Source organism: Ancylothrix sp. D3o, assembly GCF_025370775.1.
Lineage (GTDB): Bacteria > Cyanobacteriota > Cyanobacteriia > Cyanobacteriales > Oscillatoriaceae > Ancylothrix.
In genome coordinates, this window is sequence record NZ_JAMXEX010000006.1 from 191,898 (window position 1) to 215,944 (window position 24,047).

The following is a 24,047-nucleotide window of genomic DNA, read 5'->3' on the forward strand; positions in this document are numbered from 1 at the left end:
AGATAAAACAAGAATAAACCAGACAGCCCTCGCTGAGAGAACAGAAACTTTGCGATGTTGCAAAATCAGCAGATGAACCGGGCGGGGACTCTGACCGTTTTGTAATATAGGTAATCCTCATAGGAGGCCAAAAGATAATTTAAAACAATTTTCCGATGCTGGAAGAGCAAAGTGTTATGGGGTGCAGAACAGCTAAATAATCTCTTAATCAGCGTATTTTCTCCTTCAACTTGCATCATGTAAATCTTAGCGATGATTCTCTGGCAGTCTGGGATAAAACAACAATAAACCGGATAGCGATGCCCTAAAACGCCGTATTGCAAGGCTGACAAAAAAGCAACATGGATATCCCCTGATAATTTTCCCTAGACGCTTAAAAATTGCTGCGTTGCCGTCGCCTAAGAGCCAAACTCAAATCCCACGAACGCCTTTATTTACCGCTGTCCACAGGCAAAACTTGTGATTTTTAGCGATAAAAGTTTGTCGGGCACTCAACTTGAACGACTTGGGTAATTTCGTCAAAATTGGAGCTAAATGGTTTCGCCAAAGCCGCCTGTTTAACGCAGTTGATGGCATATTGTGCCTCTATTATGCAACATCGTTTAGCAAAACGTACAACCCATTATACTTTTTCCTTTGATCCCGTGAGCCTCAACCCACTTACTTGCCCTTCTGGCACCGGCACTTTCAACGGCGACACTTTGCTCAACCACAGCCAAGCCCGAACTTTTAGAACTTTTAGCCATCGGGCAAAAGCGGCCAAGACGATTTAAACTTGATTAGACAATCTGTTAGTACCAGATTTTTAGATTACTTTCCTCAGAAAAGCATTTGACTCACTTTTTTTCAGCCATCGGAAATTACCGTCTAAAGACGCGATATATTGGCTTTTTCAAGCCTAAAGATTGATGTGAATTATCCTCTAGGGATGAAACAATCTTCCTAGAGTCAGAAATAATCGTGCTGATAACGAGGAGAGATATTATTTCTCACCTCAGACACAAAAAACGGGGTTCTTTATGAGGAGACTCCTAAAAAGTAAATAGGAAGGTGGCCCCTAATCCTGTCATTCCTAGGGTAAGGAATTACAGGAAATGGTCTAGGCCGGTGGAAAAATTTAGCCCTTAATTTAATGCTCAACTTCCCAAAGCTGAATTGGCCTTGATTGAGATCCCCGCTGAAACTACCGCCTGGGTAGCAAATTGTAGAGATTATTTCAGCTTGCTTGTTGAAAGTGAGCCCATCTGTCAGCGATTTTAAGCCTATAGCCGCTGATCCTACTCTTTTCTTATCCAGGTGGCTCTGGTTGCTTGTTTAAATTTGCTCGGACTAGGGCCAAACAAAAAAATTAACGCCGACATTGAACGTCTGACAGGGAAATAAGCTTGATGATAGATGAATATTTTCAGGTTTACCCCTATTTGGTTTTTGTGTGCTAGAATAAGCACAAGAGTAAAAATTCGGTTGCAGCGTTTGTTTTTAGTATTGACAGGCAATTTTCCTTTTGGTATTGGCAGGCTTCTCTCCGAAATCTCACTACAACCTTTTGATTCTGGAGACAAGTTATGTCTATTTATGTAGGCAATCTTTCGTATGATGTTCTTTCTGATGATTTGAGCGCCGTTTTTGCAGAATATGGTTCTGTGAAACGGGTTCAGATTCCTACCGACCGTGAAACCGGTCGCGTTCGTGGCTTTGCTTTTGTGGAAATGGATACCGAAGCTGAAGAAACCAAAGCGATTGAAGCTTTGGACGGCGCAGAGTGGATGGGCCGCGACATGAAAGTTAACAAGGCTAAACCCCGCGAAGAGCGTGGCTCTTTTGGTGGTGGCGATGGTGGCCGTCGTGGTAACGGCAATTTTTCTCGCCGCTATTAAGTTTTAAGGGCTAAATATTTAGCCGATTCATAATTTTAAAAAGGTTCAGGCATTAATGCTTGAGCCTTTTTCCTATTTTCGGCCCATCACCAGCGCCGCATCAAGTCAGTTTTGGGCTACGATGCGCTAGTTAATCCAAGTGGAAATTGTTTAAGATTTAGCAATGCCAGAAATTTATCTAACGGTAAACTGAATGGAGATGCCGGCCGGTACAATATTATTCAGATTCCTGCTGAGATTTGATCTCGCTAAGTAATGCCTCCTCTGAGTAGGAAGTTTCCCATTTACCCTCTAGCTGAAGCCGCACGGATTTTGCGCCGCCTTCGGGAGTACACACAACCCAATAACTATCTTCTGACCCTTTTACTTGAGCTTTTTCGTGATTTTCTGCATGATCAGAAAGACCGGAATAGGCTTCTGTGCAACTCCAAGTAATGCCCTCTGGATCGGTAACTTCTCGTGTCATTTTTTACAAGATTAACTCTTCTATTTCAGCTTAGACGTACTTATGGATTTATGCCTCTATCTATATAAGGATTTATTCTAAAAAAGTCGGTTTTACTAGCAACCGGCCCCCTTATTACCTCGCATCTCCTTTAAAGATTTAATGGCCCCAAAGTTAGCAAAATTCGCTGGCATTTAGCGCAGCGGTTCCCCGGAGTACACCAACACTCCTCAACCATTTGTAAAAGCAACTTTTTAAGAGTTCGGTTTTCTTCCAGCACTTTTCTAAACCGGCTTTGAGTTTGGGCCAGCGTTTCTCCCAGATACGCTAAATCTTCCTGCAAATCTTCCAATTGCGCCAGCGTTTCATTAGAAAAATTTTCGCTAACTTCAATGCGGCTATTCAAGAGAGATTCTCTCCTCAACTCAGCAGGATTTATTTTCATTTTGTTAAAGTGTAAATCGTTGATTATAAAAAAACTCAGGATTTAGCTTAGTTTTTAGCAAGCTTAAATCCTGATAGTGTTTTGAGTAAAAAACATCTCATTCCTAGAAAAGAAAGCGCCTTACCCTATCTCTAGGCAGTGATTAAAGAATAATCGCCGGTTCGAGTTGGTTTCCCTTTCCATTAGCAGGCAACAACATATCGTTATTATTGCCATTACTATTATTTTGCAACGCCATTAAACGGACAATTTCCGCCGGCGGTAAATGGTCAAGGCAAGCCATATATTTCGTGCCTTCCAAATCAAGTAACCGAGATTGCGTATTTTCATCATTCAGCGCCACCGCTACATGAGAAAGTCGCTCTATTGCCTTGTCCGCACTCGCATCCAATTGTTTCAACACAGGGTCATTTGTGGAAGGGAATTTTGCCCCCCGTTCGTACCAATCCCATTTTAAGGAATAGTAATTAATTGGTTTGGCAACGCCGGTTTCATCAGGTTTAGAACCCGAATGTTTGACAAATTCTGGCACAAAATATCCTTCTGCCGGTTCGATTCCCCGCGCCATCACTTCCGTAACTTTGCGGTTAAAATCTGACAAAGACCGGCCCTTGATATAGGTAACAAGTACAACTCCTTGGGGTAAGTCTCCCGCTTCAGCCACAAACCAAATTTGCCCCCAAAGGGTGTTAGTTGTTTGTCCCAAACTCCCAAAGAATTTACTAAATTTTAAAATGGTCATCGCCACTTTACTGCCATACTCTTGATCACCAATTGTCCAGCGGCCACTCTGGCAGTTATTGCGAACAGATAGCGGCAATTCCGGTATAATAATTGCATTAGTCGGTTTGCTGCCAAATACATTAATTTTGGGAGAGTCTGCCATGATAGTATTTCCTTCTTTTTCGTTAATTTTTGCGTTGGTACTTGCTTTTTGAGCGTTCATAAATTGCTTAGAGGTAATGGGTGCTTGGGAAATTTTAAAAATCGGAATTATCCACTTTCATTTTTTACCATTTAAGCCTCATTTTTCTTGTCCAACGGGATAGGTAATAAGCTTTGGCTTGGCTGAAACGGGCGCTGGATATTTTGGCATTTCATCCCACAAGGAAATGACTTCTGCATAAGTTTGAGAATCTGCCTCGGTATTACATTCTTGAGCAGAAGACAAAGCTTCCATTTGTCGCAAGGCTTGCAACAATTGCTCTAGGACGCTGATTTGAGCAGTGCTAAAATGAATACTGAAACCTTCTCCATCACGCGCATATCCAGGGCAAACCAAAGAAACCGATTTCTCGCGTTCGTGTTTGGCGATATACAACCAGTCGCTTTCTGCCAAGTTGTAATGAGTGTCTGTCCACGTCCTGAGCATTGATTATTCTCCTCTTGGTGTATTTGATTACTCCAGGGTCGCCCTGTTTATTCACGCAATCAGGCATTTTCTTTCCAACACCCCCACACAACCACCAGCCTTGATCCCGGTTTATTGGCTACACTACCTATAGAGTGCCTGTACGCCTCTAAGGGGCGCTTGTACTCTATATGTTGTATTTTGCCGCGTTGAAGTTTTCGTCAACTGCTTTGATACTAGCGCAGGGTTGAAGTTTTCGTCAAGGTGTCGTTGATTTTTTTTTCAAAATTGCCTAAGATCCTACTGTAGTCAGCAAAAGATAAAGATGTGAATCAGACATTTGGTAAGCAAATCCTCAACGCGAGGAAAACAAAAGGGTACAGCCAGCGAGAACTCGCAGCACTGGTGCAGTTAGACTTTACCTATCTGTCGAAACTAGAGAACGACCGGGCAGATTATCCTCCAAAAGAAGATGTAATCCGTTCGCTGGCCAAGCATTTAGAATTAGATGCAGAAGAGTTAATTTTTCTGGCCGGTCGGCTGCCGCAAGGAACGGAACATTTTCTCAAGCAGCACTACAAAGAAATGCCGGCCTTGTTCCGTCGGTTACAAGAAAATCCCGAATTTGCTCAAAAGGTGTTTCAGGCGGCCAGTGAGGACGAATAATCTTGAGTCTATTCAAACCCTACCGCTTCTATTCCAAGGCTGAAATCGAGTGCAAAGCAAATGATTTGCTCTCCGAGATGGAATGCAAGCCGAATTTCGCCCCTAAGTGGCCGTTTGATGCTAGTTTAGTGGCGGATTTTTTAGATTTGGGTGTGGTTTGGGACTTTATTGCGCCTGATGATATGGGGCCAATTGCTGCCAGGATTTTGCCTTCTGTGCGGCTTGTTGAGATTAATGAAGAAATTCTTAACAAGCCGCCTGGGTTTCAGCAATCCACAATAGCCCATGAAATCGGCCATTGGATTCTCCATATCAATCATTTGGAGGTGGATGGAACAATTAAGCAGTTAGAGTTAGATTTTAATTTTGAGCCGGCATCAGACTCGCAACCGTTTGTCTGTCGGAGTTCCGAGAATTTTTCTAAAATTCAGTCAATTGAATGGCAAGCGCAGTATTTTGCCAGTTGTTTGCTGATGCCTCGCATGATATTGCAGGAAAAGTGCCAGGATCGAGATTTAACGAAGTGGCCAAATTTATACGAAATTGCAGAAGAGTTAGGCGTAACGATTTCTAATTTAAACCATCGGCTTAAAGATTTAGGTTTAATTCATATTCCTCAAGGTACGCGAGAAATTTATTTAGGTAGTCCGGTTCCCGAAGGCCAAATGCAGCTTTTTGCCCAACAGTAGGCGAGGTTTTGTAGAATACGGCTGGCTGCTAAGAGAGGTTGATTTCGGCAGGACGCGACTTTTAGACTGTGCGACAGCCAGACTGTTAACTCTCACGCCTGCTTCTAAGAGGTTTCAGACTTGCCCAAGCGCCCCAAACTTTCCAGGGGGGCCGGTCTTGTTTGTCCGCCCGTATTCTTTCACTCAGTCCGCAAGTGAGGAAAAGTTTTTTGATTTTTTTATACATATAAGCTAAAAAATTATTTTTTGTGCTAAAAATAAGTTCTCTTCACGGTGTTTTTTATCCATAAGTGAGGAAATAATTTATCAAACAAATGCCAAAGTTTATTGAGCAATTTATTGACAAATCAAAAAGTTTGTGAGAGAAATTACGGTTTATTCGGGTGGAGTAGAATTTTGAGAAGTTTGCTGGTAGTAGTTGCTCTGGAGTTTGGGCCAGATAAGCAGAAAAAAGCCGGCCCATGTTAAAACCGGCACCGCTACTATGCCGGTTAACCAGATGCGTTGAAAGCTCAACCAGCTAATACTAATTATGGCGGCGCTGGTAAGTATAATTGACCAGGGCTGACACCACCAGGGTTTATAGTCCCAAGGATTATAAGGGTTTTGTTTGGACATAAAGCAAGCAAGCAATAGTTTTTATTGATTAATCAGTTTTAGTCTAACGGTCGGATGTTGCCGACACAAGGGCCGCTTTTAGTTAAGGTGCCGAATGGGGGCGGCTGTTTGTGCTTCGATATAGAAAATCAGGCTTTGCAAACTCTTAGTTTTTTGTGCTGGCCTTTTATGTGACAACTCTTAGAAAGGATGTCGGAGTTGGTGTTGTTTGCCAGCCAGCGAAAATTCTTCTCTAACGTCAAGGTGAAATGAGAATGAATACAACAGTTTTGGCCCGCTCATAGGTTGGGTTGATGGCAATGGGTTGATGCTCTGAGCACTTCCTCTGACTGCCATCTTTGAGCCAACTGTGCCAGTATCCTGACAAAACTTTACCTGTGTCAATCAGCGATGACTCTATTAATAATAAGTATGAGTTGAAGGGCAAGTTGTGTTTTCATGCCTAGTTGAGTCAAAGTTGATGCCATTGAGCATCTGTTGAATGACATCGAGTTGAGATGAGAGTTTTTGCCGGCTCTTACATAACTGTACAGACCGCTCTCAACAATCTCTTAGCCAAAACACTCATGCCCTAAAACTGAACCTTGCTCAAGTGATGTTAAACTTTGCTCGCTGACTGATAGCAATTGTGGCATGATTGCCTTGGGACATTAACCGCTTTGTGCCGGTGTGTCGCAAATGCCAGTCAAAAGTTTTGTGGGGTGAGACGGCTGTTGCGAGTTTGGGTTCAATGCTTGAGTTGCCCTCTCGATCAAAAAGACATTGAACTGACTCCAAAAAACTTGATAGCAAAGGCGCAACTGATAGGAGTGCGTCTTTGCTTTAGCATAAACCGGCTAGGTGTCTATCTTCCTAAAGGTGGGGTTGTCTACAGGTTCCTCTAAATATTACACTCAGCAACATTGGCTTAATTTCAACCAGTCAGAACATCAGTGGTGCCAAACTGGGAAGTCTAAGAGAAAGGACTTTTTCTTTTCGCCTGGGGGTTTTCAGACTAGACTCGCTCTCTGTACACCGGCCCCAAGGACGGCTTACATTTTTGATGTTTAGCTTCATCAATATAGAGTCAAGCCATCACTGTTGCTTGTTAAACTGCTGTTTCTGCCGGTCGATCAGATTCGTGCCGGTTCACCAACAGCCTCTTCAAAGATCGCTTTATAACAAAACAGGGGTAATGGCTTAACAAATTAAACACGATCTTGTAATATAGTTTCACAAGCTGACACAAAAAAACTATTTCTTTTTCTGCTAAAAGTCAGCTAAGATAGATTACTGTAGACCCATCGTTAATGATTGAGAGACAAGTAGATGAATAAAAAATCTAAAAAGGCAGAGCCCCTCGTCGGTGAAGATCTACTCCGCAAAGTCAAGGAGTTGGGCAACCAAAGCAAAGAAGACAAAGCTAAATCCTGTGGTTACTACACCATTACTAAGAATGGTGTGGAACGGGTCAATATGATGAAGTTCCTCAACGCCTTGATTGATGCTGAGGGTATTCAACTTGATGGCAAGCAAAACGGTAACGGACGCGGTGGACGCAGCGCAAGCTACCGCATTAGTGTTCAGTCAAACGGTAATTTACTGATTGGTGCTGCTTACACTAAGCAAATGGATCTTCAACCTGGAGATGAATTTGAAATCTCTCTCGGACGTAAGCACATTCACCTCAAACAAGTTGACCGCGAACAAGACGAGGAAGAATAAGTCTTTGCAATCTCTGACAATTCCAGTGAACGCAAACCCCTACCGCCCCACTTGAAAGCTAATCAGCGTTGCTGAATAAATAGGTTGTGGGACGGGCAGGCTTCACGCTAATGTCACAATTCAACAATGCCGGCACTCCCACAAAAGTTATTTTTTTTGGGTAAGAGTCTGTAATGGATGAGTTGGTTAGTGCGAGTGCTGATCGCTCTTTTTAAGTGGTCTCGAAATCAGACGCTACTCGAGTAAGCAAGGTACGAGATTTTGGTGAAAACATCAGAGCCATCTTCAGCACCCGCTCTCCAAATAAGCAACCTCTTAATTCTTTGTTAAGGCTATAAATTTGATTGGGGTCAAGCCACAAGGCGGGTAGCCTACGCGCTGGGAAAAGCATAAACGTTTGTTGCTTTATCTTTTCCCAATCCCCTCCAGCCAATCAACCAGCCGGTCAAAATAAACTTCTTATATAGCCCCAAATTTTGTTTTTCAAGCAACGAGGGGTAATTTGTAATGCTGATTTGTAGTTGCGATTGGATTGGGCAATGCAAAACGTTTAACTTATCCGCCCTATCCGATTAAAAATTCGAGATTTTATAATCTTTCAATGCTGTTTTAATTAAAGTATAAAAATTTTTGTATAATTAAAATTGGCAAACAAATTGCAACGAAATTATTAGATTTATTCTCACAAAAGTATCAAATGAGGCTTGAACCCTAACTGGGGGTACATAACATAAGCACTAAAAAAGGTTGGGTTAAAACACCCAACCGGCCACAAGTTCAACACCTAAAAGATTAAAATTCCTTAGCGCAACACAACCAAGGTGTCATTGTGTAAGAAATGAGCTAAATGATAAGCCCGTTCCTCAGTTTTGAGCAAAATTTGTTCGTACAGATAGCGGGTGCCGCGATCTCCCAGACTTTCTGCCTGACCGGCCTGCCGGCGTAGCAATTGAATCATAGCTTGTTCAGCCGCCAGATCGTGTTCCACCATTTGCCGACAGGTATAAACCCCATCTGGTTCAGGACTAAAACAGCACAACTCCGCCAACTTAGCAAAACCAGCCGCCGGAATACCACCAAGTCCGTTTAAACGCTCACCCAAGTCATGGACATGACCTTGAACTTGGCCATAACTTTCTTCAAACCACTGATGCAGGGAGTAAAACTCAGCCCCCTCCACCACAAAATGATGCTTTTGGTACTGCAAGTAAAGGGCTTGAAAACTGGCTAACAGTACATTCATCCCCTCACACACTGGCGCTGTCACCGAAGTTTCCAATAAAACCACATTCTCAGCCAAATGGCCGAATGGGCGCAACGCACTTTGAGTTTCAGCCATGAAAGTGTTCTCCTCTTGATCGGCAAGTCTTTTTTGCCACCCATAGTCTAGCAACTTTCACCCGCTTGTCAATAACTCTAATTTATTGAGAATATATCCCGTGATTAAAAAAATTTTTGAAAATAAATGAGAATTGTTTGCAGTTAGGGTATCCTAAAAAAAGGCAGTTGCAACAGGAATAGCATCCGGGTAGCAACGGCCAGTTCTGGAAAATTAACTGAGAAATGCTTTCATCAGCCTATCCATCGATGAACCAGTCAGAACAACCCACCGATATCGGCAACGTGCTCAGAGTCAATTGGCCCGACCGCTGGCAAATCTATCAGCGCCTGCGAGAACTCCAGATCCCTTGTTCTTGCACCACAAACCAACCCTTGCGGGTAGAAATCAACAACGCCACCCACGCAATTCAATTGCAAAGCGTCCTTAAACAATTCAACTACTCGCGACAAGAGTTACAGCAATGGCTAAACCTCTGCTGGCAACTCAGCCTCTAACAAGGCCAATAAAAAACAAGCCGGCGCCCCATAGCGCCCTAAATAGTAAACCACTCACAATCAATCAAAAAAATGGCTTCCTATAAAAAACAAACGTCTGAATTTTCTGTGGAAGGAAGATTTCTTGATTTTGTCTTTGAAGGCTATAAAATTAAACACTTGCGACTGGCCACAGAGTCGGGTGAATCTTGCATCAAACTTGCTAAAGAGTTGCGGCCAAATATTGAGCGAAAGTTAAGACCCGGAACCTGGGTAAGAGTGGCCGGTGAAAAAAAGATTAACCTAGAAACCGGCACTCAAAAACTCAAAGCCTATAGCGTAGAGTCTGCTGCCAGCGTTGCCACCACCGTCTCCCAGCCCCAAGCGAAACCGGTGCAGGTGTGCCAACCAAAAGCAACAGTGTTAGTTTGTACAAAATCCGATTGTTGTAAGCGCGGTGCAAATCAAGTTTGCCAATTTTTAGAAAAAACTTTAGAAGAGCGTGGTTTAGAAGATTCTGTCACGATTAAACGCACAGGCTGCTTGAAACAGTGTAAAGCAGGGCCAAACATGGTAATGATGCCAGATAAAACTCGCTACAGCCGGTTTGATGCTTCCGAAATTCCCGCCATTATTGATAAACATTTTCCCCCCGAACAGCCTCAACAAACCCAAATAAAAGAGGTTGCTTTCTGCGGAGTTAAAAAATAAATTATTTTTGCTATAAATAGCTCGACATCATTAAACAGACGAGCAAACCTAACCCCCCTTTTGCTATCAGGGGAGGGGTAAAGCTTTTTTCCTCAGATTCTCCCTCCGCTTCCTTATCAGCGAGACAGGGAGAAACTTTTTAATTGTTTGCGCTCACTTTCGCCCCGACAACCGGCCCGACCAACTATAGCTTTTTTAAAATTATTTGTTAAGCTCAAAACCCGCATTCGCGCCTAGTTAGCGGATTTTTATAATTTTTTATCCACCTGTAAACCGCTATCAACAAAAATTTGAGCCAGTCTGCTTATTTTTGTTGTCACGACTTACGCACCGAGGGTAAAAAAGGCCGTTTGTGTGCCTATGAGATTTTTAAGAAAAACTGGCTTTTTTGCCTAAGTCCTATTTTTGCAAAAAATCAAGAGCTACGACGACCGGCCCCCCCAAAGGCTCATCCTCCCTCAGAGCCATACCCAAACCGCAAATAATCCGCCACAATAGAAACACCCAACCTCGCCGTACACAAGCAGAGCCGCATCATAGCAGAACTAAATGCCGGTGAACAAACCTGCCTCAAAAAAACGTCTCAGCCATCAGAGCTATTTTGCAAAAAATCTTTATCATAAAATCACTCTAACTCTCCTGAGCGCTTCTACCTTCCTCGCATCCTTTATAGTAAAAATTACCCGCCCCTCAATATCTGTAATGATAGGATTTTTGGAGAATTTAGCGACCAATCAAAGCTTCGACGCCCCAGGCTTGAGCCACCATTACCAGATACGAATTCTCAAATCTTCAATTCTTCAATCCGATGAGTTATTGCATTAACCCCAACTGCCCCAAACCAGCCGACCCCCTCCATGACACCAATCGCATTTGCCGGCATTGCGGTTCCCAGTTAGTCTTAGAAGGGCGCTATCGAGCATTGCGTCTTTTGGGAGAAGGCGGTTTTGCTAAAACCTACGAAGCCTCAGATTTTAAAAGCGAAAACAAAGTTTTAAAAGTTCTTTTACTCAACGAAAAAAAAGCCGTTTCTCTATTTAAAAAAGAAGCCGAAATTTTAATGCGCTTATCCGATCCGGGCATCCCCAAAGTCCAAGCCGATGCCTATTTTACCTATTTGCCAAAACACGCGAGTTCTCCTTTGCATTGCTTGGTGATGGAAAAAATCAACGGGCAAAATTTAGAACAGTGGCTTTATAGCCGCAACTATCAACCTCTTTCTCAACTTGAAGCAATTAACTGGTTAAAACAATTGACGACAATTTTGCACCAAGTCCACGCCTCACAATTTTTTCACCGCGATATTAAACCGGCCAACATCATGCTACGTCCAAACGGCCAACTGGTACTCATTGATTTTGGTAGCGCCAGAGAAGTCACCGGCACTTATTTAGCAAAAATGGGTGTCGGGCAAAAAAACACAGTTATTGCTTCAAAAGGTTACACTCCCCCCGAACAAGATAGCGGTCATCCCGTACCGCAATCTGATTTTTTTGCCTTGGGGAGAACGTTTGTTCATTTGCTGACCGGCTCGCCTCCTTTAGATTTTTATGACCATTTTAGCGATCAATTACGTTGGCATAGTGCAGCCCCCCAAATTAGCCCAGAATTTGCTGATTTTATTGATAATTTAATGGCACGGTTGCCGGGGCACCGGCCTCCTAATACGGAGGTTATTTTGCAACGTTTAGCAGAAATTAACCGTCCCGTCACAAGATTGCCGGTGCAAAAGCAACGTAATTTTCGCTTTGATAAACTGCTGAAAGATAACGCCAAATGGGCAGCCGCCGGCGTGTTTGTTCTCGGCGGAAGTGCAACATTAGGAGCAATTTACACCTTTACCGACGGCCCCACCACTCCTCACCGGCTGCCGGTGTCTGCCAACACAATTAAAAGCCCAGAAACTCCCACTCTTCAGCCTAGCTACACTCGTGCCGCCATCACCAGTGTTAATCAAAGTGTTAATCAAAATGTAAGTAATGAAAAAAGGGTTTTAGCTACAACTTTGGCCGGTCATTCTTTGGATGTCCGATCCGTAGCCATTAGCCCAGATAATCGCATTTTAGTCAGTGGCAGTTTGGACGGAACTATTAAAGTTTGGAATTTGCAAACCGGCCAAATAATTCGCACCTTAACCGCTCATTCAGAAGCCCAAGAATTAGTTGCCTCGGTAGCCATTAGTAGCGATGGAAAAACCTTAGTCAGCGGTAGTAATAGTTATGGCGGAACGATAAAAATCTGGAATTTAAGCAGCGGCGAATTATTAACGACATTGCCTAAACAAGTCGATGGGGTTTCCGTAGTCGCTATCAGTCCCGACAGTAAAATCATTGCCAGCGGCAGCGAAGATATGACCGTAAAATTGTGGGACGCCGGCACCGGCACACAACTCGGCACACTTTATGGTCATGCTGGGCCGGTTCGGGCTATTGCTTTTAGTCCCGATGGTAAATTAATTGCCAGCAGCAGCGAAGATACAACCATTAAGCTGTGGAATCGCAATAACAGCGAATTAATGGGAACGTTAGTCGGACATACGGGAAACGTTCATTCGATTGCTTTTACACCAGACGGACAAACTCTGGCATCCGCTTCAGCAGATAATACCATTAAACTCTGGAATCTTCGCACCGGCTGCACGATTACCCAACGTTGTTATGCCACCACGACTTTATCGAGTCATTCAGGCACTCTTTACTCAATAGCCTTTAGTCCCGACGGCCAAATTTTAGCTGGCGGTGGTTTGGCCGGTCGAGTTAGTTTGTGGAATATCAATTCAGGCGAATTATTGCAAACACTTGCGGGGCATTCTCGGTGGGTGGAATCAGTCTTTTTCAGTCCCGACGGCAAAATTTTAGCAAGCGGCAGTGGAGACTCGACCGTAAAAATTTGGCAAGTTCCCTAAAACCTCATACCAAACCTCACCCTAAAAAATAACCTATCTGCATCCATCTGTAGTGGGGCGGGCATCCTGCCTGCCTAAAGGCTGCGGTTAAAAAAATAAACCCGTAACCGGATGCTATCAAAAGTCATTTAACAAAAAACCCCACCTCTGCCCTCCCCTTGTCCGGGGAAGAAAACCGAGAAGGCGAGGGGGGTGAGAAAAGATACATTGGAGCAATAACAAAATGTTACTGTGCAGCCATCGGCGGAGAATTGATAAGCTTAGCTTGCAGCACTTGCACAGCACGGCTGTAACAGGGGTCTTGCTGAGAGGCCACCCAATTCGGGTTAGCCACAAGTTTTTGTTTTTGCTCATCGTTGAGATCAACCTTAATATCAGGCGTGATGCCTTTGTGGTTGATATCCGTACCTTTAGGAGTGTAATAGTGAGCAATAGTTACAGCTAAACCCGAACCGTCGGAAAGCGAGTGAACTGACTGCACCAAGGCTTTACCAAAAGTTTGAGTGCCAATAATCGTAGCGCGACCGTTATCTTGGAGAGCACCAGATAAAATTTCGCTTGCTGAGGCGGAGTTGCCATCAACCAAAACGGCGAGAGGGAGTTTTGTTAAAGCGGTGCGGTTGTTGGTTAGTTCTTCATCGTGGCCGGCGCGGTCAACGGTTTTGACAATTGAGCCTTTATCCATCCACATCCGGGCAATATCCACACTCGCATAGAGTAAGCCGCCTGGGTTGCCGCGCAAGTCTAACACAAACGCATCAACTTTTTTGTTATTCAAATCTTCGATGGCTCTCTGCATTTGTTCAGCGGCGTGACTGCTGAATTCTTGCAAGCGAATATAACCAACGCGAGTTTTTCCTTCTTGTTTGACGCTGTGGCGAACTGCCATCAGTTCAATTCGCGCCCGTGTCATAGTGACATCAAAAGTGCCTTTGCCATCGCGCTCAATTTTCAAGGTGACTTCGGTTCCCACTTGGCCCCGGATCAGCTTTGCAGCTTCTTCTACGGTCATGCCTTTGGTCGGTTTACCGTCAATTGATACAATCTTATCTGCTACTTGCAAACCAGCTTTGATGGCGGGGGAATTCTCGATAGGTTCCACCACTTTGATAACTTTGGTGTTTTTATCTTCTTCGAGGCGCAACCCCACTCCCGAAAGTTCGCCAGAGGTTTGGCTAGTTAAAGCTTCATACTGTTCGGGGTCCATGAAGCGAGTGTAGGGATCGCCCAGTTGCTCTAAAGCACCTTTGAGGGCAGTATATGCTTCTTCACGAGAGCTATATTCTTTGCCCAGCAATTTTTGCCGGACTTGCTGCCAGTTAACTTTATTAAATGTACCGTCTACATATTCGCGGTTAACAATTTGCCAAGCTTCATCTAAAACCGCTTTGGGGCTGTCTTGCAGGGCTGCACGGACAGACGTGCTTAACCCAGGAACAAATAATGACAAGGTAGCCGTTGCTGCGATAGCGCCTCCAAATAGTGCTATTTGTGGCGGTAAGAAGCGTTTTGGGGATAAGTTCATCTTGAGTTGGCTTTTTCGGGATAGAGTTCTATAAATCAAGCCGCTTGAACAGCGGTATGCTTTGGGATATCCTTCAGAGATTCCTTTGCTACTTCCGGTGCAGCGACTTCAAAGACTTACAAACATGGCAGCAGGTGCGCGGTGGCAACTTTTGCCCAAAGGCTGGTGGTTTTAGTATTCCCCTTCTGTGAGACGCCCTAAACAACTGGTTATAAAATAATATTCCAGCTATCAAGGAAACCCAGCTATGTTTTGTGACAGTTTCAAAGGGTGTCCTCATTGAGGTTATAGATGAATCTGGCACGTTGGGGATGACAAGCGCGAGTTATTTTAGTAAGGTTTTAGCCTATTAAAGCGCCAAGTCTGATTTTTAACTCCCTAAAAACTTTATGGTTATAGTTTAGCTAAAATCTTTTTTAAAACAAGTTGTTTGCAATAAATTTGCGAGGCGGCTGTGCAACAAAGATCAAAAGCAACTTCTTTCCAGCCTTGGCCACTGCTGTTAAATTTGGCAATCGCGGCGCTGGCTTTGGCTGGAACTATTGGTTTACAATCACTTCAGCTAAGGCCAAACCTCGGACGCCCTCTTAATTTTTCTTCGGCTGAACGGCAAGAGGCATTAAGGCTGAAATTGATTGAGCGTTTGCCCACCTTGGGTTACGATAATTTAATTGCCAACTGGGCTTTTTTAAGTTTACTGCAATATTATGGCGATGATGAAGCCCGCGAAGTTACTGGTTATACTCTCAACGCCAATTATTTTGATCTGATTACTAAACGTGACCCGCGTTTTGTAGAAATTTATCCTTATCTTTCCACCGGCGTGTCTTTTTATTTGGGAAACCCTCAGCTTGCTGTTGAATATATGACGCGAGGAACCAATGTTCTCTCGCCACAACTTCACCCTTATGCTTTTTTGGTTTGGCGTTATAAAGGTCTTGATCAACTGTTACTGATAGGTGATACTCAAGCTTCGATTCGCTCTCACGAAATGGCTGCTAAATGGGCGCAAAAAAGTGAGCCAGAACTTTCGCAAATGTATCGACAAACGGCAGAATTTCTTAAACAAGACCCCGACAGCACTGTGATCCGGTTTCGCTCTTGGGTGGATGTTTATCTGAATGCAGTTGATGCAAAAGTTAAAAAACGCGCTGAACAAGAAATCGTGAAACTGGGGGGAAAAATAGAGCGTAATGAAAAAGGAGAAGAATTTTTTATTGTCCCACAAGATAAACCGGCTTCTTCTAAAAAACCGTAAATTTTTGGCTTCTCTTCTCAATAACTCCAAGTTGAGGCGTTTTTTGGTTTATGGTTTGCTGATTTTTTTTGTAGCCGGTGCGTTGATAACCGGCCAATGGTTGCTGAAGGTTCACTCTGTTTTACAAAAATCCGCCTCGGAGCCGGTGAGTGCTATTTTAGTTTTAGGTGGAAGCATTCAGAGGGAAATTTACGCGGCTGAACTTGCAAAAACTAATCCCAAAATCCCCATTTTGATTTCCCAAGGTTCTGCTGATCCTTGTATCTGGTTGCTTTTTCAACGTGCCGGTGCTCCTCTTGATCAAGTTTTGCTAGAAAAATGCGCTCATTCAACCTTTGATAATTTTAAATTTTCTCTGCCTATTTTACAATCGTGGCAAGTCAAAAAAGTTAAAGTAATTACCTCCCCTTCTCATCTTCCTCGCGCTCAATGGTTAGCACAAATTATGTTAGGAAGTCATGGCATTTGGGTAGATATAGAACTTGCTCAACAAAAAGGTATGCCCGGAAACCGAGAATTTTGGCTAAAAACAAGTTTAGATTTAATTCGCGCTACAGTTTGGGTTTTTCTTAGTCAGTTTAATTTGCCGGAATGTTCTAATGTAATTCCTCTATCATCCGTCGATATTCAAACTTGGCACCCCGACAGTTTCAAATGCGAAAAGTATATTTTTTAATTAGTGGGTGTCGTCCACCCAACTGCTTGAATTGTGGACACCGGCACCTGATAAAAATATTGTCTGCGAAATTCCTCTTCTTTGATGCCGGCAAAAAATTTATCGAGATGAGAATAAATTTCTGTTTCATTTGTTTCGCTAAGGGTGGGTTTACAATCAATTTCTGAGACTTCCCCAGATGTAGATACCCAGTCCGCTACTCTGCAACGAATCAGCAAATTTTCCTCAGCTAAAATTATCTCAAAACCCATTTTTTCTAAACTTTGTAAACCTAAATATAAGGCATAATTACTAATACCTAATTTCTGCGCTAATTGAGTACGGCTAACTGATTTGCCAACTCGGCTAAGATATTTCGCCACCCCTACCAACTCTTGCCAAACTTGACTGGGTTGCAATTTTGGCGGACGTGAATAAGCAAGGGCTAATTTTTGCTCGTCTCTTTGGGCACACCGGCACCAATATTGCAACTCATCCCAACTTTTCGGGCAATCTTCAACAAAAACACAATCAGAAAGCGCTTCTTTTGCCTGCAAATTTGAACGTAAATCAATAATCCAATCGCCTTGAGTTGGAATGTGAAAATCAGTAGCTTCTTGACTAATTCGCAAAGCAATAATTCGCACCTCATACCGGCCTTTAAAGGCATTATAATCTAACTCGACAATGGCATCACACCGGCCCGTCGGTATTTCCTCTTTATAATGTCCCCACCATAAACCCGGAAATCCCTTTTGCGTTGAATTATCCCAAATTTCAAACTCAGTCTTGATATATTGAATTTTTCGCCCTTTTGTGTCTTGAATATTTTTATGCCAGACTTTTTCAAACCAGCAGTTTTGTATAAAAAGTTTCGGCGCCGGGTTCCCCATCCCGCAAGGTTCAAGTAATTTCAACTCCCGAAACAAAGGCTGTCCCAATTCTGCCACCGAAATTATTAAATCAGCCTTAATCACCGGCCCACTTAAACTGCCCTGTTGTCGTAATTGCCGGTTAATTCCTTCTCGAAATAACGGAATATTTTCCACCGGCAAACTCAACCCAGCCGCAAAGGGATGACCGCCAAATTTGTGTAATAAATATGCTTGTTCTTTCACCAATTGATACAAATCAACATCATTTACAGAACGTGCCGAACCTCTGGCTAGAGATTGATTAGATTCGCTATTGGCAGAATTTTCTGTGCTTAATAAAACTGTTGGTTTTCCGTATTCTTGGGCAATTTGACCGGCCACCAATCCCAACACTCCCGCCGGCCATTGGGGGTCATCTAAAACAATAACAGAAGTCGTTGATAAATCGATTTTTTCTAATTGTTTTTTCACCGAAAATAATACATCTTTTTGCAAAGATTGCCGGCGGGCATTTGCTATTTCTGCTAATTCTGCTAATTCTCGGCAGCGTTTAGCATCATTTGAAGTCAGCAATTCTACACAAAAAGACGCATCGCCATGAATGCGACTTACAGCATTAATTCTTGGCCCAATTCCAAAGGAAATATCTGTGGGCCGGTCGCCATTTTTTTGACATAATTCTAATAAACAACCTACCCCCGGACGAGTGGGATTTTTTGTTTGTTTTTGTAATTGTTGAATTCCAATTTGTGCTAAATACCGGCAATCTCCCGAAAGTTGCACTAAATCCGCAATTAATCCAATGGCAACTAAATCGTGTAAATTTTCTAAAGGTTTTTGGGGAACGTTTGGCAAAGTTAAATACAATGCTTCTATGAGTTTATAAGCTACCGCTACGCCAGAAAGGTTTGCTAAGGGATGATTGCTATCTAAATAACGAGGATTGATAATGGCGATTACTTCGGGCCGGTTTTCTGGCAAGGTATGATGATCTGTAATAATAATATCCATGCCTCTTTGTTTGGCATATTCTATTTCATCAAGGTTTGTGCTGCCGGTGTCGCAGGTGATAATTAAACTAATGTTATTTTCTGCAAGTTTGTCTATTCCTTGCCGGTTTAGTCCGTGCGATTCTATAAGCCGGTTGGGGATATAATAAGTTAGGTTTTCTTGGGAGAAAAATTGACTTAATCCATCCCATAAGACTGAGGTTGATGTTACTCCATCTGCATCAAAGTCTCCCCAAATTGCTATTTTTTCTCGGCTATTTATTGCTTTTAATATTCTTTGAATGGCTGTTTGCATTTCTTGGCCAAATTCAAAGGGGCTGGCCGGTTGGTATTTTGTATGATTGAGATAGCCAGGGAGGTTTTTGGGTTCGGTTATTCCGCGTTGCCATAATAATTGTGCCGCGTAGTGGCCGGGGATTTCTGGGGCAATTTCGCGGATAGTTTGGATTAACCAGGCGGGGGGTTGCGTGGGGGGTTGTATTTGCCAGAGGGGTGTGATCATGGGTTTTATTTAACCGCAGATGTAAGGCAGGCAGGATGCCTGCCCCACTAAATGGGATGGGTTTTCGGTGGGGATGCGGGGGGGTGGGATATTGGGTTTGGGGATGAGTAAATATACTCAGGCCGGCAAGCGATGTGAAGGTTTGTTACACGCAGTGTTAAGCTGTGTTGCAAATTTGGTGTTTTTTAGGGTGATCTGGTTCCGCAAAGAAAGAGTCCGTGATAACATCTCTGCTTGTAATCGTAAGCGATTAGGAGTAAACCTTTGGTGTTACGGGTTGCTGTTGTTGGCTCAGGGCCAGCTGGTTCGTCTGCCGCTGAAACTCTGGCAAAAGCTGGAATCGAAACTTATCTGATTGAGCGCAAGCTGGACAACGCCAAACCCTGTGGCGGTGCTATCCCTCTGTGCATGGTAAGTGAATTTGACCTTCCTCCAGAAATTATCGACCGGCGTGTGAGACAAATGAAGATGATCTCGCCGTCTAATGTCGAGGTTGATATCAAATTAGAAAAACAAGAAGAATATATCGGAATGTGCCGGCGGGAAGTCTTAGATGGTTTCCTCCGCAATCGTGCCGCCAAATGTGGGGCAAAATTAATAAATGGGACTGTTCATAAACTAGAGATTCCCTCAAATAACACCAACCCCTATACTCTGCACTATGCAGATCACTCCAATGGCAGTTTGGAAGGTGTAGCAAAAACTCTGCAAGTTGATATGGTGATCGGCGCGGATGGTGCTAACTCCCGCGTTGCTAAGGCCATTGATGCGGGGGATTATAATTATGCGATTGCTTTCCAAGAACGCATTCGCTTGCCAGAAGATAAAATGGCGTTTTATGAAAATTTGGCTGAAATGTATGTCGGTAATGACGTTTCACCAGATTTTTATGCCTGGGTTTTCCCTAAATATGACCACGTTGCTGTCGGCACCGGCACAATGAAGGTTAATAAGGCGATTATTAAAGATTTGCAGGCTGGGATTCGTGCCCGCGCTGCGAAAAAATTGGCCGGTGGTAAAATTATCAAAGTTGAAGCTCACCCCATCCCAGAACATCCACGTCCGCGTCGCGTTGTCGGACGGGTGGCGCTGGTTGGTGATGCTGCTGGCTATGTTACCAAGTCTTCCGGTGAAGGTATTTATTTCGCCGCTAAGTCTGGCCGGATGTGCGCTGAAACAATTGTGGAAATTTCTAACAATGGGGCGCGTATTCCTAGTGAGGATGAACTCAAGCTTTATCTGAAGCGCTGGGATAAGAAATACGGTCTCACTTATAAGGTGTTAGATATTCTGCAAAACGTCTTCTACCGCTCGGATGCAACGCGGGAAGCTTTTGTGGAAATGTGTGCGGATTTGGATGTGCAGCGTCTCACGTTTGATAGCTATCTATACAAAACGGTGGTGCCGGCTAATCCTTTGGTGCAGTTGAAAATTACTGCTAAAACAATTGGTAGTTTGTTACGCGGTAATGCTCTTGCTCCCTAATTGTTTGGTTTGAAACACTTATATTTCGTTCCTGGGGTTGTCTCTGGGAACGAAATAATTTTTTAACCGCAGATTAACGCAGATTAACGCAGATGTACGCTGATTTTTTATCTTTGTGCATCTGCGGCTTTATTTGTTTTAGGGCCGGTACGGTTAAACTACAGTTAAGATTCTTTGGCAAGATTTAATTCTGGTGTTCCGACAGCGGCTGTTTCTGTGGGAGGGTTAGTTCCGGGTAGTTCGAGACAATAACCGGCCCCATAAACGGTTTTAATATATCTTGGATGGCGAGGATCTGGTTCTAGTTTGGTTCTCAGGTGTCGGACGTGAACTCGAATAGTTTCAATGTCATCATCAGGATCATAACCCCATACTTCTTTTAATATTTCGCTGGGGGAAACTGTTTGACCGTGACGTTGCAACAAACAGTGCAACAGTTCAAATTCTAAATGAGTTAATTTTACAGTTTGGTCAAACCAAATTGCCTCAAAGCGTTCTGGTACTAAAGTTAAGGGGCCAAAATTCAGGATTTCTGCGTGTTTGGCTGCTTGGGGAATGCGATCTGTTCGTCTCAATAATGCTCGCACTCGCGCCAGCATTTCTTCAACTTCAAAGGGTTTGGTGAGGTAGTCGTCTGCACCGGCATTGAATCCTTCCACTTTATCTTGGGTTTGCCCAAGTGCCGTTAACATGACGATGGGAATGTCTGCGGTGCGTTCATCGCGGCGGAGGCGCTGGCAAACAGTGAAGCCATCGACTCTTGGTAACATCAAGTCAAGCATGATCAAGTCTGGGATTGTTTGTAAGGCAATCGCTTGGCCTTTGATGCCGTCCTCTGCTTGGGTGACTTCGTAACCTGCCATTTCTAGGTTAACGGCAACGAGTTCTGATATTGCGGGGTCATCGTCAATAACAAGTATCCGGGGCATCATTAATAATTTCTCTATGACGTTTTTTTAAGGTACTTTGCGAACCTTTGCAGGTTACGAAGTTTCCTCTCCAAATTATAAGCAGATTCTAAAGTTTTTCCAAAATTTTCGCAATCTTACTTTTTTTACTTTAATTACTTTAGGCTTTCCCAGCCAGACGAGCTTAATATTTTTTTAATAATTACCTCGATTGGTAAAAGTGTATTAAGTAGGGTGGGCCGGTGCCCACCACGCCACGCCTCAATCGGCATTAATGGTGTTTCTGAGAGTTTGACAAAATTCGCCAATGGCTTGTAAGCCTTGTTCTGGCGTACCATCAGCCAAACGTTTAACAAAGGCACTACCGACAATCACCGCGTCTGCGCCCCAGTTTTTCACTTGTTTGGCTTGTTCGGGGGAAGAAATGCCAAAACCGACTCCGATGGGTTTATCTGTGAGTTGCCGCATTTCGGTGAGGATGTCTTCTACACGGCTTTGAATTTCTCCTCTCATCCCGGTTACGCCGGTCACACTCACTAAATAAATGAAACCTTGGGATTTTTCGCTGATCGCTTTAATGCGTTCTGGGGGGCTGGTAGGGGCAACAAGTAAAATGATTTCTATGCCGTATTGGGAGGCCGGTTTGAGCAAGGCTTCGGCTTCTTCTAAGGGTAAGTCAGGAACTACTAAACCTTTTACGCCAACACCGGCAATTTGTTGTAAAAACTTATCAATGCCTCGATTTAGAATAGGATTGTAGTAAGTAAACAAAATTATCGGCGCTTTGAGGTTAGGAGTTAAACCGGCCAGCATTTCTAACACTTGTTCTAGTTTTGTTCCCCGTTCTAAAGCTCGCGTTGCGGCGGCTTGAATCACCGGCCCATCTGCCAGAGGGTCAGAATAAGGCACCCCTAACTCAATAATATCTGCACCGCTTTTATCGAGAAGTTGTAATGCTTTGGCGGTGGTTTCTAAATCTGGATCGCCGGCGGTGATAAAAGGAATTAAAGCAATTGTGTTGCTTTTTTTTAGGCTCTCAAAACTTTGGGAAATAGAATTCATTTGATCTTGGTAATCGGTAAGCGTTCATTGGCAAATCAAAAGCAATTAATTATACCATTGCCTTTTGCTGATATTTTATAAAAATCTTTTTTAGCTGAGAAAAACTCATCAAAAATTTAAATTTTAAAACTTTAAACTTTTATGGTTTTTGTTGTCGGCTTTTTTCTTCTTCCACTTCTGCTTGCAGTTTAGCAAGTTCTTCCGGGGTGAGTTCTTCTAAGCGTTTTTGAAATACAGCATCTTCGTAGTCTTTGAGTTGTTGATTGTAGGTCATATTTTGAGTAACAGCGCGGAAAAGATAGCTTAACAACCAGCCAATTAAGACAACAACTAATAAAACTTGACTCCAAATACCGGCATCCATGCTGTCTAGTCCTGCGGCTTGCAAAACCAAATAAGCCAAACCACCGGCAATAAAGATGCCTAAACCAATACCAATAACATCAATTCTTCGCATAAAAAAAGGCCAATAAGAACACAGACAGCGCAGAGTAAGGCTGAGGGGGGGGTGATTTTCGGCCCGCCCTCACCAAGTCCCATCAGGTAGGAATTTGCCGGCGTTTGGGCCGTAAATTCAAAAATGGGGCCAAAAGCATTAAACCGGGGAAGAAAAAGAAGACTAAAAAGTACATGAAACCCCGTTCAAAAGAACTGACGATATACCAGCGTTTTTGCAGGTAAATATAAAGACCAAAGGGGACTACCAGAAGGTAAGCGCCACCTAAAACCACATACAGCAACAGTGCAATTTCCATTTTTGCCTCGTGATGATTCAAATAATGATAGCGGCTAGTTTGGCCCGAAAGCGGATGTGGCCCTAGCAATGCCGACTGGTTTGCTAAGTTTTATTATTTTACCGCTTCCGGGGCTTCTGGATTTTTTTGGATTATTTGCGATATATCTGCAAATCTTTTTTTGCTCAAAAGCTTATGATGTAATCGGTTAAGAAAAATTTAAGCTTTAGAGTAAAAACAAAAAATGCAATAAAAAGCCGACCAAAGCGAGATGGCCAGAAAAATGTTAGGATAAAATGCTTGCATAAATCACCCTAGTTGTGCTGAAATAATAAAAGTCAGCAAAACCTGTAGAAAATAACCAATCGACAGGAAGCAATGACGGGGGCGTGGCGGAATGGTAGACGCTACGGACTTAGAAAACTGAGCCTTACAGGAGAAATCCTGCAAGTGACTGCTCTCAAATTCAGGGAAACCTAAATCTGGCAACAGACAAGGCAATCCTGAGCCAAGCCCAAAAATTTTTGGTTTTTGATTTTAGATTTTACATTAATCGAAAATTCAAAATCCTCAAAGGGAAGGTGCAGAGACTCGACGGGAGCTACCCTAACGTAAAGACGAGGGTAAAGGGAGAGTCCAATTCTCAAAGCTGTTAGAACCGGCATTTTAGCTGGTAGGAAAAAAACAGCAGCAGCGAAAGTTGCGAGAGGATGAAAATCCGTTGACCCTTACCCGGTCGTGTGGGTTCAAGTCCCACCGCCCCCATAAATTTAAAGTTAAATAAAGCCGGTGTCTTTCGAGGTACCG

General features: G+C 43.3%; 24 protein-coding genes. 11 read left to right on the forward strand and 13 right to left on the reverse strand.

Going from position 1 to position 24,047, the window contains the following annotated elements; translation table 11 throughout:
• Positions 1–569: 569 nt before the first annotated feature.
• Entirely contained in the window at positions 570–773 is a 204-nt protein-coding gene (locus NG798_RS13745; RefSeq protein ID WP_261223739.1) for a hypothetical protein, read from the forward strand.
• 792 nt (positions 774–1,565) lie between these two features.
• Entirely contained in the window at positions 1,566–1,877 is a 312-nt protein-coding gene (locus NG798_RS13750; RefSeq protein WP_261223740.1) for an RNA-binding protein, read from the forward strand.
• Positions 1,878–2,094: 217 nt separating this feature from the next.
• On the opposite strand, the gene NG798_RS13755 is transcribed toward NG798_RS13750, so the two are convergent.
• The 4 genes from NG798_RS13755 to NG798_RS13770 all read right to left on the reverse strand — a co-directional run bounded on the left by NG798_RS13755 (position 2,095) and on the right by NG798_RS13770 (position 4,139).
• Positions 2,095–2,343, reverse strand: coding sequence for a hypothetical protein (locus tag NG798_RS13755; protein ID WP_261223742.1), 249 nt, complete (start codon positions 2,341–2,343; stop codon positions 2,095–2,097).
• A 130-nt stretch (positions 2,344–2,473) separates the two neighbouring features.
• On the reverse strand, positions 2,474–2,767 hold the full coding sequence (locus NG798_RS13760) for a hypothetical protein (RefSeq protein ID WP_261223744.1): 294 nt from the start codon (positions 2,765–2,767) through the stop codon (positions 2,474–2,476).
• Between the two features lie 142 nt (positions 2,768–2,909).
• Entirely contained in the window at positions 2,910–3,653 is a 744-nt protein-coding gene (locus tag NG798_RS13765) for a hypothetical protein (RefSeq protein WP_261223941.1), read from the reverse strand.
• A gap of 138 nt (positions 3,654–3,791) precedes the next feature.
• Positions 3,792–4,139: a hypothetical protein gene (locus tag NG798_RS13770; RefSeq protein WP_261223746.1), complete on the reverse strand. Its 348-nt coding sequence runs from the start codon at positions 4,137–4,139 to the stop codon at positions 3,792–3,794.
• A 306-nt stretch (positions 4,140–4,445) separates the two neighbouring features.
• Between NG798_RS13770 and NG798_RS13775 the strand changes: the two genes are divergently transcribed.
• Positions 4,446–4,784, forward strand: a complete 339-nt coding sequence (locus NG798_RS13775; protein WP_261223748.1) for a helix-turn-helix domain-containing protein — start codon at positions 4,446–4,448, stop codon at positions 4,782–4,784.
• A 2-nt stretch (positions 4,785–4,786) separates the two neighbouring features.
• Complete coding sequence (locus NG798_RS13780; protein ID WP_261223758.1) at positions 4,787–5,473, forward strand: ImmA/IrrE family metallo-endopeptidase; 687 nt, start codon at positions 4,787–4,789, stop codon at positions 5,471–5,473.
• A 375-nt stretch (positions 5,474–5,848) separates the two neighbouring features.
• On the opposite strand, the gene NG798_RS13785 is transcribed toward NG798_RS13780, so the two are convergent.
• On the reverse strand, positions 5,849–6,091 hold the full coding sequence (locus tag NG798_RS13785) for a DUF6737 family protein (protein WP_261223760.1): 243 nt from the start codon (positions 6,089–6,091) through the stop codon (positions 5,849–5,851).
• A gap of 588 nt (positions 6,092–6,679) precedes the next feature.
• Positions 6,680–6,868 (reverse strand): hypothetical protein, encoded by a 189-nt coding sequence (locus NG798_RS13790; RefSeq protein ID WP_261223762.1) that lies wholly within the window; start codon positions 6,866–6,868, stop codon positions 6,680–6,682.
• A gap of 531 nt (positions 6,869–7,399) precedes the next feature.
• Here NG798_RS13790 and NG798_RS13795 point away from each other — a divergent pair.
• On the forward strand, positions 7,400–7,795 hold the full coding sequence (locus NG798_RS13795) for an AbrB family transcriptional regulator (RefSeq protein WP_261223764.1): 396 nt from the start codon (positions 7,400–7,402) through the stop codon (positions 7,793–7,795).
• 802 nt (positions 7,796–8,597) lie between these two features.
• Here NG798_RS13795 and NG798_RS13800 read toward each other — a convergent pair.
• Entirely contained in the window at positions 8,598–9,134 is a 537-nt protein-coding gene (locus NG798_RS13800; RefSeq protein ID WP_261223766.1) for a Dps family protein, read from the reverse strand.
• A 224-nt stretch (positions 9,135–9,358) separates the two neighbouring features.
• Between NG798_RS13800 and NG798_RS13805 the strand changes: the two genes are divergently transcribed.
• From NG798_RS13805 to NG798_RS13815, 3 genes are all read left to right on the forward strand, one after another.
• The gene (locus NG798_RS13805) at positions 9,359–9,631 is read left to right on the forward strand and encodes an Asr1405/Asl0597 family protein (RefSeq protein ID WP_261223768.1); all 273 of its coding nucleotides are present in this window, start codon (positions 9,359–9,361) and stop codon (positions 9,629–9,631) included.
• Positions 9,632–9,703: 72 nt separating this feature from the next.
• Positions 9,704–10,321: a (2Fe-2S) ferredoxin domain-containing protein gene (locus NG798_RS13810; RefSeq protein ID WP_261223770.1), complete on the forward strand. Its 618-nt coding sequence runs from the start codon at positions 9,704–9,706 to the stop codon at positions 10,319–10,321.
• Positions 10,322–11,129: 808 nt separating this feature from the next.
• Entirely contained in the window at positions 11,130–13,226 is a 2,097-nt protein-coding gene (locus NG798_RS13815) for a serine/threonine-protein kinase (protein WP_261223773.1), read from the forward strand.
• Between the two features lie 226 nt (positions 13,227–13,452).
• On the opposite strand, the gene ctpB is transcribed toward NG798_RS13815, so the two are convergent.
• On the reverse strand, positions 13,453–14,751 hold the full coding sequence (gene ctpB, locus NG798_RS13820; protein WP_261223775.1) for a carboxyl-terminal processing protease CtpB: 1,299 nt from the start codon (positions 14,749–14,751) through the stop codon (positions 13,453–13,455).
• Positions 14,752–15,205: 454 nt separating this feature from the next.
• Between ctpB and NG798_RS13825 the strand changes: the two genes are divergently transcribed.
• The gene (locus NG798_RS13825; RefSeq protein WP_261223777.1) at positions 15,206–16,009 is read left to right on the forward strand and encodes a hypothetical protein; all 804 of its coding nucleotides are present in this window, start codon (positions 15,206–15,208) and stop codon (positions 16,007–16,009) included.
• A gap of 4 nt (positions 16,010–16,013) precedes the next feature.
• Positions 16,014–16,685, forward strand: a complete 672-nt coding sequence (locus NG798_RS13830; RefSeq protein ID WP_261223779.1) for a YdcF family protein — start codon at positions 16,014–16,016, stop codon at positions 16,683–16,685.
• Here the strand turns inward: NG798_RS13830 and recJ are convergent.
• Entirely contained in the window at positions 16,682–19,051 is a 2,370-nt protein-coding gene (gene recJ, locus NG798_RS13835; protein ID WP_261223781.1) for a single-stranded-DNA-specific exonuclease RecJ, read from the reverse strand. The genes NG798_RS13830 and recJ overlap by 4 nt on opposite strands.
• A gap of 264 nt (positions 19,052–19,315) precedes the next feature.
• Here recJ and chlP point away from each other — a divergent pair, with 264 nt between their 5' ends.
• Positions 19,316–20,536 (forward strand): geranylgeranyl reductase, encoded by a 1,221-nt coding sequence (gene chlP / locus NG798_RS13840; protein WP_261223783.1) that lies wholly within the window; start codon positions 19,316–19,318, stop codon positions 20,534–20,536.
• 164 nt (positions 20,537–20,700) lie between these two features.
• Here chlP and NG798_RS13845 read toward each other — a convergent pair whose 3' ends face one another.
• The 4 genes from NG798_RS13845 to ndhL form a co-directional block, all read right to left on the reverse strand.
• Complete coding sequence (locus NG798_RS13845) at positions 20,701–21,465, reverse strand: response regulator transcription factor (RefSeq protein ID WP_261223943.1); 765 nt, start codon at positions 21,463–21,465, stop codon at positions 20,701–20,703.
• Between the two features lie 240 nt (positions 21,466–21,705).
• Positions 21,706–22,506 carry a tryptophan synthase subunit alpha gene (trpA, locus tag NG798_RS13850; RefSeq protein ID WP_261223784.1) on the reverse strand — a complete coding sequence of 267 codons (801 nt, stop codon included), beginning with the start codon at positions 22,504–22,506 and terminating at the stop codon, positions 21,706–21,708.
• Between the two features lie 139 nt (positions 22,507–22,645).
• Complete coding sequence (locus NG798_RS13855; protein ID WP_261223794.1) at positions 22,646–22,963, reverse strand: DUF3007 family protein; 318 nt, start codon at positions 22,961–22,963, stop codon at positions 22,646–22,648.
• 82 nt (positions 22,964–23,045) lie between these two features.
• Entirely contained in the window at positions 23,046–23,282 is a 237-nt protein-coding gene (gene ndhL, locus NG798_RS13860) for an NAD(P)H-quinone oxidoreductase subunit L (RefSeq protein WP_261223796.1), read from the reverse strand.
• Positions 23,283–24,047 lie beyond the last annotated feature (765 nt).

Bases quoted from the DNA above. Each gene is read 5' to 3' on its own strand.
- NG798_RS13745 (WP_261223739.1), top strand. From the start codon at position 570: ATGGCATATTGTGCCTCTATTATGCAACATCGTTTAGCAAAACGTACA.
- NG798_RS13750 (WP_261223740.1), top strand. From the start codon at position 1,566: ATGTCTATTTATGTAGGCAATCTTTCGTATGATGTTCTTTCTGATGAT.
- NG798_RS13755 (WP_261223742.1), bottom strand. From the start codon at position 2,343: ATGACACGAGAAGTTACCGATCCAGAGGGCATTACTTGGAGTTGCACA.
- NG798_RS13760 (WP_261223744.1), bottom strand. From the start codon at position 2,767: ATGAAAATAAATCCTGCTGAGTTGAGGAGAGAATCTCTCTTGAATAGC.
- NG798_RS13765 (WP_261223941.1), bottom strand. From the start codon at position 3,653: ATGGCAGACTCTCCCAAAATTAATGTATTTGGCAGCAAACCGACTAAT.
- NG798_RS13770 (WP_261223746.1), bottom strand. From the start codon at position 4,139: ATGCTCAGGACGTGGACAGACACTCATTACAACTTGGCAGAAAGCGAC.
- NG798_RS13785 (WP_261223760.1), bottom strand. From the start codon at position 6,091: ATGTCCAAACAAAACCCTTATAATCCTTGGGACTATAAACCCTGGTGG.
- NG798_RS13795 (WP_261223764.1), top strand. From the start codon at position 7,400: ATGAATAAAAAATCTAAAAAGGCAGAGCCCCTCGTCGGTGAAGATCTA.
- NG798_RS13800 (WP_261223766.1), bottom strand. From the start codon at position 9,134: ATGGCTGAAACTCAAAGTGCGTTGCGCCCATTCGGCCATTTGGCTGAG.
- NG798_RS13805 (WP_261223768.1), top strand. From the start codon at position 9,359: ATGCTTTCATCAGCCTATCCATCGATGAACCAGTCAGAACAACCCACC.
- NG798_RS13810 (WP_261223770.1), top strand. From the start codon at position 9,704: ATGGCTTCCTATAAAAAACAAACGTCTGAATTTTCTGTGGAAGGAAGA.
- NG798_RS13815 (WP_261223773.1), top strand. From the start codon at position 11,130: ATGAGTTATTGCATTAACCCCAACTGCCCCAAACCAGCCGACCCCCTC.
- ctpB (WP_261223775.1), bottom strand. From the start codon at position 14,751: ATGAACTTATCCCCAAAACGCTTCTTACCGCCACAAATAGCACTATTT.
- recJ (WP_261223781.1), bottom strand. From the start codon at position 19,051: ATGATCACACCCCTCTGGCAAATACAACCCCCCACGCAACCCCCCGCC.
- NG798_RS13845 (WP_261223943.1), bottom strand. From the start codon at position 21,465: ATGCCCCGGATACTTGTTATTGACGATGACCCCGCAATATCAGAACTC.
- trpA (WP_261223784.1), bottom strand. From the start codon at position 22,506: ATGAATTCTATTTCCCAAAGTTTTGAGAGCCTAAAAAAAAGCAACACA.
- NG798_RS13855 (WP_261223794.1), bottom strand. From the start codon at position 22,963: ATGCGAAGAATTGATGTTATTGGTATTGGTTTAGGCATCTTTATTGCC.